Annotated in this window: 12 protein-coding genes and 1 tRNA gene; 12 read left to right on the forward strand and 1 reads right to left on the reverse strand. The window is 50.2% G+C overall.

The window, feature by feature from the left end; genetic code table 11:
* Positions 1-9 precede the first annotated feature (9 nt).
* The 7 genes from metG to ITJ87_RS03035 all read left to right on the forward strand — a co-directional run bounded on the left by metG (position 10) and on the right by ITJ87_RS03035 (position 8,509).
* Positions 10-2,052, forward strand: coding sequence for a methionine--tRNA ligase (gene metG / locus ITJ87_RS03005; RefSeq protein ID WP_009037611.1), 2,043 nt, complete (start codon positions 10-12; stop codon positions 2,050-2,052).
* A 92-nt stretch (positions 2,053-2,144) separates the two neighbouring features.
* Positions 2,145-3,590 carry a lipopolysaccharide biosynthesis protein gene (locus ITJ87_RS03010; protein ID WP_117713744.1) on the forward strand — a complete coding sequence of 482 codons (1,446 nt, stop codon included), beginning with the start codon at positions 2,145-2,147 and terminating at the stop codon, positions 3,588-3,590.
* Positions 3,587-4,498, forward strand: a complete 912-nt coding sequence (locus tag ITJ87_RS03015; protein ID WP_195690929.1) for a beta-1,6-N-acetylglucosaminyltransferase — start codon at positions 3,587-3,589, stop codon at positions 4,496-4,498. Before ITJ87_RS03010 ends, ITJ87_RS03015 begins: the two co-directional genes overlap by 4 nt.
* Positions 4,499-4,562: 64 nt before the next feature.
* Complete coding sequence (locus tag ITJ87_RS03020; protein ID WP_005834345.1) at positions 4,563-5,432, forward strand: phosphorylcholine transferase LicD; 870 nt, start codon at positions 4,563-4,565, stop codon at positions 5,430-5,432.
* Positions 5,433-5,447: 15 nt separating this feature from the next.
* Complete coding sequence (locus ITJ87_RS03025; protein ID WP_016272354.1) at positions 5,448-6,464, forward strand: hypothetical protein; 1,017 nt, start codon at positions 5,448-5,450, stop codon at positions 6,462-6,464.
* Between the two features lie 40 nt (positions 6,465-6,504).
* Positions 6,505-7,770 (forward strand): glycosyltransferase family 4 protein, encoded by a 1,266-nt coding sequence (locus tag ITJ87_RS03030; protein WP_008662500.1) that lies wholly within the window; start codon positions 6,505-6,507, stop codon positions 7,768-7,770.
* Positions 7,763-8,509, forward strand: coding sequence for a glycosyltransferase family 2 protein (locus tag ITJ87_RS03035; protein ID WP_117964630.1), 747 nt, complete (start codon positions 7,763-7,765; stop codon positions 8,507-8,509). Before ITJ87_RS03030 ends, ITJ87_RS03035 begins: the two co-directional genes overlap by 8 nt.
* A 266-nt stretch (positions 8,510-8,775) precedes the next feature.
* Here the strand turns inward: ITJ87_RS03035 and ITJ87_RS03040 are convergent, their stop codons facing one another.
* Positions 8,776-9,492 (reverse strand): NAD-dependent deacylase, encoded by a 717-nt coding sequence (locus tag ITJ87_RS03040; protein WP_117601410.1) that lies wholly within the window; start codon positions 9,490-9,492, stop codon positions 8,776-8,778.
* A gap of 182 nt (positions 9,493-9,674) precedes the next feature.
* Between ITJ87_RS03040 and ITJ87_RS03045 the strand changes: the two genes are divergently transcribed.
* The 5 genes from ITJ87_RS03045 (at position 9,675) to ITJ87_RS03065 (ending at position 12,335) form a co-directional block, all read left to right on the forward strand.
* Positions 9,675-10,268, forward strand: a complete 594-nt coding sequence (locus ITJ87_RS03045) for an FKBP-type peptidyl-prolyl cis-trans isomerase (protein ID WP_138346247.1) — start codon at positions 9,675-9,677, stop codon at positions 10,266-10,268.
* 18 nt (positions 10,269-10,286) lie between these two features.
* Complete coding sequence (locus ITJ87_RS03050) at positions 10,287-11,153, forward strand: FKBP-type peptidyl-prolyl cis-trans isomerase (RefSeq protein WP_117964628.1); 867 nt, start codon at positions 10,287-10,289, stop codon at positions 11,151-11,153.
* A 230-nt stretch (positions 11,154-11,383) separates the two neighbouring features.
* Complete coding sequence (locus ITJ87_RS03055) at positions 11,384-11,848, forward strand: Lrp/AsnC family transcriptional regulator (RefSeq protein ID WP_005830846.1); 465 nt, start codon at positions 11,384-11,386, stop codon at positions 11,846-11,848.
* Between the two features lie 9 nt (positions 11,849-11,857).
* On the forward strand, positions 11,858-12,169 hold the full coding sequence (locus ITJ87_RS03060) for a DUF4491 family protein (protein WP_117601411.1): 312 nt from the start codon (positions 11,858-11,860) through the stop codon (positions 12,167-12,169).
* Between the two features lie 92 nt (positions 12,170-12,261).
* Positions 12,262-12,335, forward strand: a tRNA-Ile gene (locus ITJ87_RS03065).
* Positions 12,336-12,345 lie beyond the last annotated feature (10 nt).

The raw sequence follows: 12,345 nt of genomic DNA on the forward strand, positions 1-12,345 counted from the left end.
AATAACACAATGGAAAAGAAATTCAAACGTACCACCGTGACCTCGGCATTGCCGTATGCCAACGGCCCGGTTCATATCGGACACCTGGCAGGCGTTTATGTTCCTGCCGACATTTATGTCCGCTACCTGCGACTGAAAAAGGAAGATGTAATCTTCATCGGCGGCTCCGACGAACACGGAGTGCCCATCACCATCCGCGCCAAGAAGGAAGGCATCACCCCGCAAGACGTGGTGGACCGCTATCATACGCTTATAAAGAAGTCTTTCGAAGAGTTCGGCGTTTCCTTCGACGTGTACAGCCGTACTACTTCAAAGACGCATCACGACACGGCTTCCGACTTCTTCCGCAAGCTGTACGATAAGGGAGAATTCATCGAAAAGACCAGCATGCAGTATTACGACGAAGAAGCCAAGACCTTCCTTGCCGACCGCTACATCACCGGCGAGTGCCCCCACTGCCATGCCGAAGGCGCTTACGGTGACCAATGCGAGAAGTGCGGCACCAGCCTCAGCCCCACGGACCTGATTAATCCGAAGAGTGCCATCAGTGGCAGCCAGCCCGTAATGCGCGAGACAAAGCACTGGTATCTGCCGCTGGACAAGCACGAGGAATGGCTTCGCCAATGGATTCTGGAAGACCATAAGGAGTGGCGTCCCAATGTTTATGGCCAATGCAAGAGCTGGCTCGACATGGGCTTGCAGCCGCGTGCCGTGAGCCGCGACCTGGATTGGGGTATTCCCGTTCCCGTAGAGGGCGCCGAGGGCAAAGTGCTCTATGTATGGTTCGACGCCCCTATCGGCTACATCAGCAACACCAAAGAGTTGCTGCCCGACACATGGGAGAAATGGTGGAAAGACCCCGAAACGCGTCTGGTACACTTCATCGGAAAAGACAATATCGTGTTCCACTGCATCGTGTTCCCCGCCATGCTGAAGGCAGAGGGTAGCTACATCCTGCCGGACAACGTGCCGAGCAACGAGTTCCTGAACCTGGAGGGCGACAAGATTTCCACTTCACGCAACTGGGCAGTATGGCTGCACGAGTATCTCGTTGACTTCCCCGGCAAGCAGGATGTGCTGCGCTACGTGCTGACAGCCAACGCACCGGAGACAAAAGACAACGACTTCACCTGGAAGGACTTTCAGGCACGCAATAACAACGAACTGGTTGCCGTTTATGGCAACTTCGTGAACCGCGCCCTGCAACTCACCAAGAAGTACTTCGACAGCGTAGTACCCGCCGCAGGCGAACTGAACGACTACGACCGCGAGACGCTGAAAGAATTTGCCGACGTCAAGGCAGAAGTGGAGAAGTTACTGGACGTATTCAAGTTCCGCGACGCACAAAAGGAAGCGATGAACCTTGCCCGCATCGGAAACAAATACCTTGCCGACACCGAACCGTGGAAACTTGCCAAGACAGACATGGAGCGCGTAGCCACCATTCTCCACATCTCGTTGCAGTTGGTCGCCAACCTTGCCATTGCTTTCGAACCGTTCCTGCCCTTCAGCAGCGAGAAGCTTCGCAAGATGCTGAACATGGACAGCTTTGACTGGGCAGAGCTGGGACACACCGACCTGTTGCCTGCCGGACACCAGCTGGGCACCCCCGAACTGCTGTTCGAAAAGATAGAGGACGACGTCATCCAGGCACAAGTGGACAAGCTGCTTGCCACCAAGAAGGCAAACGAAGCCGCCACCTACAAGGCAAACCCCATCAAGCCGACCATCGCCTTCGAAGACTTTGAAAAGCTGGATATCCGCGTAGGTACAGTGCTTGAATGCGAGGCAGTGCCCAAGATGAAGAAGCTGCTGAAGTTCAAGATTGCCGACGGGCTGGAAAACCGCACCATCGTCAGCGGCATTGCCCAGCACTACAAACCGGAAGAACTGGTAGGCAAGCAAGTGCTGTTCATCGCCAACCTCGCTCCACGCCAATTCAAGAACGGGCTGGTAAGTGAAGGAATGATTCTCTCTGCCGAGAATTATGACGGCTCGCTGGCGGTGACTTCACTGCTGAAAGAGGTGAAACCGGGCAGCGAGGTGAAATAAAGCAGTAACAAGGTAACGAGTTAACAAGGCTACAGGGAGGAAGGAAAAGCCTCGTGGCCTTGTTAACTCGTTGGCTTATCAACCAATAAACTATGTCCGATACATCACTCAAAGAAAAAACAGCCAAAGGCCTCTTCTGGGGAGGATTCAGCAACGGCATACAGCAGTTGTTAAATCTGGGATTCGGAATAGTCCTTGCCCGTCTGCTGGATGCTTCGGATTATGGTATGGTAGGGATGCTTACCATTTTCTCCGCCATTGCCGCCGCCTTGCAGGAGGGTGGGTTCATTTCGGCACTGACCAACCGGAAGGAGACTTTGCACAAGGATTACAACGCCGTGTTCTGGTTCAGCCTGATGTGCAGCACTACTATATATATATTACTCTTCTTTGCCGCACCGCTGATTGCCGACTTCTACGATACGCCCGAGCTGATACCGCTGTCCCGTCTCTCTTTCCTCGGATTCGTCATCTCAAGCATGAGCATCGCACCGAGAGCGTATCTGTTCAAGAATCTCAGAATCAAGGACACTACCATCATCTCCATTTCGAGTCTGATAGTCTCCGGCATTGTGGGCATCACACTGGCTGCCAACGGATTCGCCTATTGGGGGATTGCATTGCAAAGCATCTCTTTCATCACCGTAATGACGATTCTTAACTTCTACTTCTCGCGTTGGAGACCCCACTTCCGGTTCGACTTCACACCCATTAAGGAGATGATAGGGTTCAGCAGTAAGATAATCATTACGAATATCTTCACCATAATCAATAACAATTTGTTTTCCGTCTTGTTGGGTAAGTTCTACTCGGAACGGGAAGTGGGTAACTTTACGCAGGCAAACAAGTGGAACGGCATGGGACATACCACGATTACGGGCATGATAAACGGCATTGCACAACCCGTCTTTACCCGTGTTGCCGATGACAAGGCACGGCAACTTGCCGTATTCAGAAAGCTGTTGCGCTTCACCGCCTTTATCTCTTTCCCCGCCATGCTGGGATTGAGTTTGGTTTCGAAGGAACTGATTGTTATCACTATCACGGAGAAGTGGCTGCCCAGTGCCGATATCTTGCAACTGTTATGTATTTGGGGAGCATTTATTCCCGTCATCAATCTGTTCTCCAACCTGCTCATCAGCCGGGGGCATTCTTCTATCTATATGTGGAGCACCATCAGCTTGAGCCTGCTGCAAATAGTAGCTGTATGTGCCATATACCCATACGGATTGGAGTGGATGCTGCGTATTTTCGTCATTATCAATATCGGCTGGCTATTTGTATGGTTCCGTTTTGTCAAGAGGGAGATAGGATTAAGACTGCGCGATATGCTGAAAGACATCTCTCCTTATCTCTCCCTATCCATTGTACTCGTAGTATCAACTCACTATGCCACTCAGCCCATAGAAAACCTATACTTAAATATGGCAGCCAAAATCATTATGGTAGCTGGGCTTTATGCACTGGTTTTGTGGAAACTACAATCTACCATCTTCCGGGAAAGCATTGAATTCCTCTTAAAGAAAAAAAGAGCATGAGCCGCATAGCCTACATCATATCCGCCTACAAGGATGCCCCACACTTGGCACGCCTGGTTGCCGCACTGGATGACCGGGCAGACTTCTACGTGCACATCGACCTCAATGCCGATATACACCCTTTTGAAGAAGCCTTGGGAGACAAGGTCACTTTCGTGCCCCGCCACCGGATAAGCTGGGGAGGATGGGAACAAGTGGAATACCAGAAAGAATTGCTTGCTGCCGTATTGCACAACGGTATCCCCTATACCCGCGTAGTATGCCTGAGCGGGCAGGACTACCCATTATGGAGCAACAACGCCATCCACCGCTATTTTGAGGAGCATCAAGACACTGAATTCATCGGCGGTTTCAACCTGACACACTGCACCGTGAAACAGCAGTTGCACAAGATAACCCATTACCACCCTTTCCGTGACCTGCCTTGGAAGAGTATATGGTGGAAGAACAAACTCATCGTAGCATCGCGCAAGCTGGTACAGATACTCCCCATCCGGAAAGCCCCTTTTGCACCCTTGGAAGGCAAGCAGGCAGATGTCTATTTCGGTTCCGACTATTGGGCCATCACGTTGCCCTGCGCACGATATGTATATGAAAAGTTGTGCACGGAGGAGAAGCTGGTGAAGTATTTCAGAACCAGCTTTGTACCCAGCGAACTGTGCATACAGACCATCGTATTCAACTCCCCTTTTGCCTCAAAAGGGCTTCTTTTAGAGGGAGAATACCCCGGACTTACCCGTCTCACCCCCTTGCACTACATAGACTACGGCGCATCCATCCGCGTGATGACACTCGAGGACCTGCCGGTATTGCAGCAGTCTGGAAAGATGTTCTGCCGGAAAGTGGTAAGCGGGGAGTCCGACACACTGATAGAAAAACTCAAGTCCGATTTCGCAAAAGAAGATTGAAATGGAAAGTGCTCCTTTCAACTATTATCATTATTTTTGCAGACATCAATCAAAAATGGTATCCATGGTGAAGCAATATACCCCAGAAGAACTGACCCAACTACATCAGGTGCTATACGAAATACTGGAAGAGATTGTGCGCATCTGCGACAAACACAATATTCCCTATTTTGTAATCGGCGGAACAGCAATAGGGGCACTCTATGACAAAGCGATTCTTCCTTGGGATGACGACATAGATATAGGTATGAAACGGGAAGACTACAATAAGTTTCTCCAGATAGCCTCCCAAGAACTGAGAGAACCATACTTTCTTTCATGGATACATACCGACCCTCATAGTCCTTATTACTTTGCCAAAGTCAAGAAAAACAACACCTTGTTTGTCGAAGAGATGTTTAAAGATGTACCTATGCATCAGGGAATCTTTGTCGATATATTCCCTTTTGACCGTATTCCAAACAATAAGCTATTAAGGAAGATACAATATGAAGCCGTCAACTTTCTGAAATGCTGCCTGATGGGAAAAGAGGTATGGCTATGGAAACACTTCGGAAAATGTCAAATATCCAACCCTACCAATCGTGGAGCTGTTGCCTGCCTTCTGAACCGGATAGTTGATATGACACTCTCTAAAAAGACAATCTACCGTTTGATGGTGATAATGCAAAGTTGTTTCAACTCATGGAAAACTTTGTATTACAACAATGTGATTACCACTACCGACCATGTTTTGGAGACGAGTCTCAACCATTTACAACCAATCAAATTCGGTCCACTTTATCTGAAAGCACCTGATGGATTGGAAAACTTTCTACGGTACAACTATCCCACTTTACACCGGTATACAGAAGAAGAGCAGGACAAGATAAACAATCATTATCCGGCAGTTCTTTCTTTCAACATACCAAATGACCATATAGCCACCTCCTAATCCAACAAAATTGCCATGAAACCAGCCCTTGTAGATGTATCTGTACTGATTCTTTTCTTCAACCGCCCCAAACTGCTGGCGCAAGTATTCGAACAAGTGAAGAAAGCACGCCCCGCACGACTGTTTCTCTATCAGGACGGCCCGCGCGGCGAGCGTGACATGCCGGGCATAGAAGCTTGTCGCAAAGTAGTGGCAGACATCGACTGGGAATGCGAAGTACACCACAACTACCAAGAGAAGAACTACGGCTGCGACCCATCGGAATACATGGCACAGAAGTGGGCATTCTCCTTGTCGGACAAATGTATCGTGCTTGAGGATGACGACGTGCCCGCCGTCTCTTTCTTCGGCTTCTGCAAGGAACTGCTCGACAAGTATGAGCACGACACACGCATCAGCATGATTGCCGGATTCAACAACGAGGAGATTACACCCGACATCACTTCCGACTACTTCTTCGCCACCACCTTCTCCATCTGGGGATGGGCGAGCTGGCGGCGGGTGACGGACCAATGGGATGAATTCTACACCTTCCTGGACGACAAGGAGAACATGCGGCAACTGAAGAACCTCATCCACACACGGCGCTACCGCAAAGACTTCATCTACATGTGCCAACGCCACCGCGAACACGGGAAAGCCTATTACGAAACCATCTTCCACGCTTCCATGTTGTTCAATTCGGGTCTGAGCATCGTGCCCACCCGCAACATGATAAACAATCTGGGAGCCACTGCCGACTCCACCCACTTTGCCGGCTCCGTGCACACCATGCCGCGCGGTTACCGCCGCATCTTCACCATGAAACGCCACGAAGTGGAGTTTCCACTGAAGCACCCTCGTCACGTCATCGAGAACACAGCCTACAAGGATAGCGTTTACCGCATCATGGCATGGCGGCATCCCTGGATAAAGATTGCACGGTCGTTCGAGGAACTGGCGTTGAACCTACGGTACGGCAACTTCACCATCATATGGCAAACGCTGCAAAAGCGTATCCGGAAATGGATGAAACAAGACCGGCATCTGTAACAAGAAAAAACATTCAAAAAAGAAGAAACGAACAACAGTCATGAGAGTACTACTTATCAATACATCCGAACGCATCGGCGGCGCAGCCATCGCCGCCAGCCGTCTGATGGAATCACTCAAGAACCACGGCATCAAAGCCAAGCTGCTGGTACGCGACAAGCAGACCGACCAAATCTCCGTTGTGTCACTGGACCATAACTGGCGCATGGTGTGGAAGTTCGTCTGGGAGCGCATCGTCATCTGGAGCGCCAACCGCTTCAACAAGAAGAACATCTTTGCCGTAGACATTGCCAACACGGGGACAGACATCACCTCACTGCCCGAATTCCAGCAAGCAGACGTCATCCATCTGCACTGGATAAACCAAGGGATGCTCTCGCTGAAGAACATCGAGAAGATTCTCGCCTCGGGCAAGCCCGTCGTCTGGACCATGCACGACATGTGGCCCTGCACTGGCATCTGTCACCATGCCCGCGAGTGCACCCACTACCAGCAGGAATGCCACAACTGCCCCTTCATCCACGGAGGTGGAGGCAAACGTGACCTTTCCTACCGCATCTTCCACAAAAAGCAGGCATTGTATCGCAACCGTCACATCAACTTCGTCACCTGCAGCCGCTGGCTGGAAGAACGTGCCCGGACAAGCGCCCTCTTCTGCGGGCATGCCGTGACATGCATCCCCAACCCCATCAACACCAATCTCTTCAAGCCCCGAAACCGGCAGGAAGCCCGCAGCCGTTGCCTACTGCCGCAAGACAAGAAACTCATGCTGTTCGGCTCGGTGAAGATTACGGACAAACGGAAAGGCATCGACTACCTGATAGAATCGTGCCGACTGCTGGCTGACAAGCATCCCGAACTCCGGGAACAGTTGGGTGTCGTCGTCTTCGGCAACCAATCGCAACAACTGGAAAACCTGCTTCCATTCAAAGTCTACCCGCTGAACTTCGTCAGCAACGAACACCAACTGGTGAACATCTACAATGCCGTGGACATCTTCGTGACCCCCTCGCTGGAAGAGAACCTGCCGAACACCATCATGGAAGCCATGGCATGCGGCATTCCCTGCGTCGGATTCAACGTGGGCGGCATCCCTGAGATGATAGACCATCTGCACAACGGCTACGTGGCACAATACAAATCCTCGGAAGACTTTGCCAACGGCATCTACTGGACGCTGACCGAACCCGACTACCCCAGCCTCTCGGAACAAGCCTGCCGGAAAGCCATCTCCCACTATTCGGAGAACGTCGTCGCCAAGAAATACATTGACCTTTACAACAAAGTGACCGGAAGAAATGCATAACCACCCCACCCCGAAATTCAGCATCATCACCGTGACCTACAACGCCGAAGCGGTACTGGAGGACACGATTCAAAGCGTTATCTCGCAAACCTACCACCACGTGGAATACATCATTGTGGACGGTGCGTCCAAAGACGGCACGCTCTCCATCATCGACCGTTACCGCGACCGCATCACCCGCATCGTGAGCGAACCGGACAAGGGACTGTACGACGCCATGAACAAAGGCATCCGCCTTGCCACCGGCGATTACCTCTGCTTCCTCAATGCCGGCGACAGCTTCCACGAGGACGACACCTTGCAGCAGATGGTGCGTTCCATCTCCGGCAACGAACTACCCGACGTGCTGTACGGCGAAACGGAGCTGGTGGACAAGGAAGGCCACTTCATCCGCATGCGCCGCCTCGCCGCCCCGGAAGTGCTTACCTGGCGAAGCTTCAAGCAGGGCATGCTGGTCTGCCATCAGGCCTTCTTTGCCAAAGCTTCCCTTGTAGAACCCTACGACCTGCAATACCGCTTCTCCGCCGACTTCGACTGGTGCATCCAGGTGATGAAGAAGGCACGGACCTTGCACAATACCCATCTCACCCTCATCGACTATCTGGAAGAGGGAATGACCACCCAGAACCGGCAAGCATCCCTGCGCGAACGCTTCCGCATCATGGCGCGGCATTACGGACTGGCGAGTACCATAGCCCATCATGCCTGGTTCGTATTACGGGCCGTGATAAAGAAATAGCACAAGTTTCGAGGGCAAATATACTTTGTTCCCGCAAGACCTATACCTTGTGGGAATCCCCCCCTATACCCAGCTCCCTACAGTATAGGAGTGAGTACCCAAAACATCCCCATGTTTTCACCTAAAACATCCGGATGTAATGGGGCAAAACATCCCCATGTTTTTGGGTAAAACATCCGGGTGTTTTGGAGAAAGACATCCGGATGTTCTGCATATTAAGTCCTATACCGTGAGGGGTTAAGTCCTAAGACGTAGGAGATTAAGTCCTAAGGCAAAGGAGGCTGGGTAGCTGCAAGCAGCGCCTTCAACTCTTTTACCCCTTCCGAAGCTCCCTTTTGAATGACATGTATCGGACGCATGACGTGCGTGTCCACCGGCTTGGGGTCTATCAGATACACTTCGGCGGCACGGGGCACGTAGTTCAGCAGTCCCGCAGCGGGATAAACGTTCAGGCTGGTGCCGATGATGACGAAGATGTCCGCCTGCTCCACATACCGGATGGCAGTTTCAATCTCCGGCACCGACTCGCCAAACCACACGATGAACGGGCGGAGCTGCGTACCGTCGCCCGCCTTGTCGCCCAACTTTACTTCATATTCCTCCGGCGCCAGTTCCTTGACGAAATGCGGATTATAAGGGTCGCGGCTGGAACAAACCTTCGTCAGTTCCCCATGCAAGTGTATCACGTGCGTACTGCCGGCACGCTCGTGCAGATTATCTACGTTCTGGGTGACGACCGTTACATTGAAATCCCTCTCCAGGTCGGCAACGCCCAGATGCCCGGCATTCGGCACCACATCGAGCAACTGCTTGCGACGTTCGTTATAGAAATTAATGACCAGTTCCGGATTACGTGCATACCCCTCGGGAGTCGCCACCTGCTCCACCGGATATTTGTCCCACAGTCCGCCCGCATCACGGAATGTGCTGATGCCGCTCTCGGCGCTCATACCGGCACCCGACAATATGACCAAGTTCTTCATTTTCTGCTCCTTTCCTTTATTAAAGTAAGACAAATATAAGAAGAATGTTCAAGTTGTGATATAAATAAGAAAAATTAAATACTTAAAAGTCTTATCATTCAAATAAAAGACGTACTTTTGCCATTCGTAAATTTGCAATAGACTGGAAAAGAAACCAATCCGGTCGTCAACAAAAGAATCTTATGGATAAATTCAGTTATGCTATCGGCCTTGGAATAGGTCAGAATCTTTTAAGCATGGGTGCCAAAGGCATTGCAGTAGATGACTTTGCACAAGCAATCAAAGACGTTTTGGAGGGCAACCAGACGGCAATCAGCCACACAGAAGCCCGTGACATCGTCAACAAGTACTTCGCCGAACTGGAGGAGAAGATGAACGCAGCAAACATAGAAGCCGGCAAAAAGTTCCTGGAAGAGAACAAAAAACGCGAGGGAGTTGTTACGCTTCCCAGCGGACTTCAATACGAAGTTATCACAGAAGGAAACGTCGGTCACTATGCCAAAGCAACCGACCAGGTACAATGCCACTACGAAGGCACACTGATTGACGGAACGCTGTTCGACAGCTCCATCAAGCGCGGCCAGCCTGCCACATTCGGTGTAAACCAAGTGATACCCGGTTGGGTGGAAGCCCTTCAGCTTATGCCCGAAGGTGCCAAGTGGAAACTCTACATCCCCAGTGATCTGGCATACGGAGCGCAGGGTGCCGGCGAGATGATTCCCCCCCACAGCACGCTCATATTCGAAGTTGAATTACAGAAAATTTTATCTAAATAAACAACAAGTAAAAGCAAAATGAAAAAAGTAACATTTCTCATGGCTCTTGCAGTAGCTGCCGGCATGGCATCTTGTACTGCTCAAAGTCCGAAAGCTGATTTAAAGACGGACATCGATTCATTGTCTTACGCCATCGGTATGGCACGTACAGAAGGTTTGGACCAGTATCTTGCACAACAAGGCATTGACTCAACCCAGATGTCAGAATTCCTAAAAGGTTTCAACGAGGGTGCAGCCAAAATCGATAAGAAAGACGTGGCCTACATGACCGGCCTGCAAGTAGGCCAGATGGTCAGCAAGCAATGGGTGGAAGGCTTCAACCAACAAATCTTCGGCAACGACTCCACACAGAGCATCAGCCGCGAAAATCTGCTGGCAGGTTTCGTAGCAGGTGTCATCGGCAAGGGTGGTGCTATGGATATGATGAAAGCTCAAGAGTACATGCGTACTCAGATGGATGCCATCAAAGAAAAAGCAACTGCAGAAAAGTATGCTGACAACAAAGCTGCCGGTGAAAAGTTCCTGGCTGAGAACAAGGCTAAAGAAGGTGTAGTAACTACCCCGAGCGGTCTGCAATACAAAATCATCACCAAGGGTAACGGTGCCGTTCCTGCCGACAGCAGCAAGGTGAAAGTAAACTACAAAGGTACGCTGATTGACGGAACAGAATTCGATAGCTCTTACAAGCGCAACGAACCTGCTACTTTCCGTGCCAACCAGGTAATCAAAGGCTGGACAGAGGCCCTCACCATGATGCCCGTCGGCTCTAAGTGGGAACTCTATATCCCCTACGACCTGGCATACGGTTCAAGAGAAACCGGTAGCCAAATCAAGCCGTTCTCTACTTTGATATTCGAAGTGGAACTGCTGGGTATCGAGAAGTAATGTAACAATCCGAAAGGAGGGGCAAAACCCTCTTGATACTTCTTTTAGGCGCGGATTACGAGGAATAACGCGGATTTGGTAAACTAAATCCGTGAAATCCGCGTAATCCGCGCCTTATCGTTACCCCTCACTTTTATTCATTTTTCCGTCCCTTTTTATAGATAAATTAAAATAAAGTCCTATATTTGCTTACTATTTGATAACAACAAGAACTTTACTTATTTACTATTATGGAAAAAATAGACAATCTTGACCGGCAGATTCTGGAAATCATTTCCCAAAATGCCCGTATCCCTTTCAAGGACGTAGCTGCTGAATGTGGCGTGTCACGTGCTGCCATCCATCAACGTGTACAGCGCCTGATTGACCTTGGCGTTATTGTTGGCTCAGGCTATCATGTAAATCCCAAGTCCCTTGGATACAGAACCTGCACTTACGTAGGAATCAAGCTGGAAAAGGGCTCCATGTATAAGACGGTAGTTGCTGAGCTGGGCAAGATTCCCGAAATCGTAGAATGCCACTTCACCACTGGTCCGTACACCATGCTGACCAAGGTATATGCCCGCGACAACGAGCATCTGATGGATTTGCTGAACAACAAGATGCAGGAGATTCCTGGCGTAACCGCTACCGAGACCTTGATTTCCCTGGAACAGAGCATCAAGAAGGAGATTCCTATTTGCCCCGAGAAATAACGAACAACAATGGATTTCTTGAACGAATATCATCTGTCGGGCCTTGTCATAGGTATCTGCACATTCCTCATCATCGGCTTGTTTCACCCCATAGTTGTGAAAGCCGAATATTATTGGGGCACCAAGTGCTGGTGGATTTTCCTTTTACTCGGCATCGGCGGCATCATTGCCTCCCTTTATACGGAGAACATCATGATAGCCTCCCTTTTGGGCATCTTTGCATTTTCCTCGTTCTGGACCATCAAGGAGATATTCGAGCAGGAAGAACGAGTGAAAAAAGGCTGGTTTCCCAAGAATCCAAAACGAACTTATAAGTTCTAAGGACAAAGGTTATAAGGAATTTTATCCAAAAGTCTTGCATATTTCAATAGAAAATGCTACTTTTGTCCCCGCTATCCAAGCAAGGATGCATCGGACTTGTAGCTCAGTTGGTTAGAGCAACAGACTCATAATCTGGAGGTCCCTGGTTCAAGCCCAGGCTGGTCCACAAACTAAAA

It is taken from the genome of Bacteroides sp. HF-162, assembly GCF_015679285.1.
In the GTDB taxonomy this organism is placed as follows: domain Bacteria; phylum Bacteroidota; class Bacteroidia; order Bacteroidales; family Bacteroidaceae; genus Bacteroides; species Bacteroides uniformis.

What these genes read in the sequence shown, in the direction of transcription:
- metG (WP_009037611.1), top strand. Translation starts at nt 10, where the DNA reads ATGGAAAAGAAATTCAAACGTACCACCGTGACCTCGGCATTGCCGTAT.
- ITJ87_RS03010 (WP_117713744.1), top strand. Translation starts at nt 2,145, where the DNA reads ATGTCCGATACATCACTCAAAGAAAAAACAGCCAAAGGCCTCTTCTGG.
- ITJ87_RS03015 (WP_195690929.1), top strand. Translation starts at nt 3,587, where the DNA reads ATGAGCCGCATAGCCTACATCATATCCGCCTACAAGGATGCCCCACAC.
- ITJ87_RS03020 (WP_005834345.1), top strand. Translation starts at nt 4,563, where the DNA reads ATGGTGAAGCAATATACCCCAGAAGAACTGACCCAACTACATCAGGTG.
- ITJ87_RS03025 (WP_016272354.1), top strand. Translation starts at nt 5,448, where the DNA reads ATGAAACCAGCCCTTGTAGATGTATCTGTACTGATTCTTTTCTTCAAC.
- ITJ87_RS03030 (WP_008662500.1), top strand. Translation starts at nt 6,505, where the DNA reads ATGAGAGTACTACTTATCAATACATCCGAACGCATCGGCGGCGCAGCC.
- ITJ87_RS03035 (WP_117964630.1), top strand. Translation starts at nt 7,763, where the DNA reads ATGCATAACCACCCCACCCCGAAATTCAGCATCATCACCGTGACCTAC.
- ITJ87_RS03040 (WP_117601410.1), bottom strand. Translation starts at nt 9,492, where the DNA reads ATGAAGAACTTGGTCATATTGTCGGGTGCCGGTATGAGCGCCGAGAGC.
- ITJ87_RS03045 (WP_138346247.1), top strand. Translation starts at nt 9,675, where the DNA reads ATGGATAAATTCAGTTATGCTATCGGCCTTGGAATAGGTCAGAATCTT.
- ITJ87_RS03050 (WP_117964628.1), top strand. Translation starts at nt 10,287, where the DNA reads ATGAAAAAAGTAACATTTCTCATGGCTCTTGCAGTAGCTGCCGGCATG.
- ITJ87_RS03055 (WP_005830846.1), top strand. Translation starts at nt 11,384, where the DNA reads ATGGAAAAAATAGACAATCTTGACCGGCAGATTCTGGAAATCATTTCC.
- ITJ87_RS03060 (WP_117601411.1), top strand. Translation starts at nt 11,858, where the DNA reads ATGGATTTCTTGAACGAATATCATCTGTCGGGCCTTGTCATAGGTATC.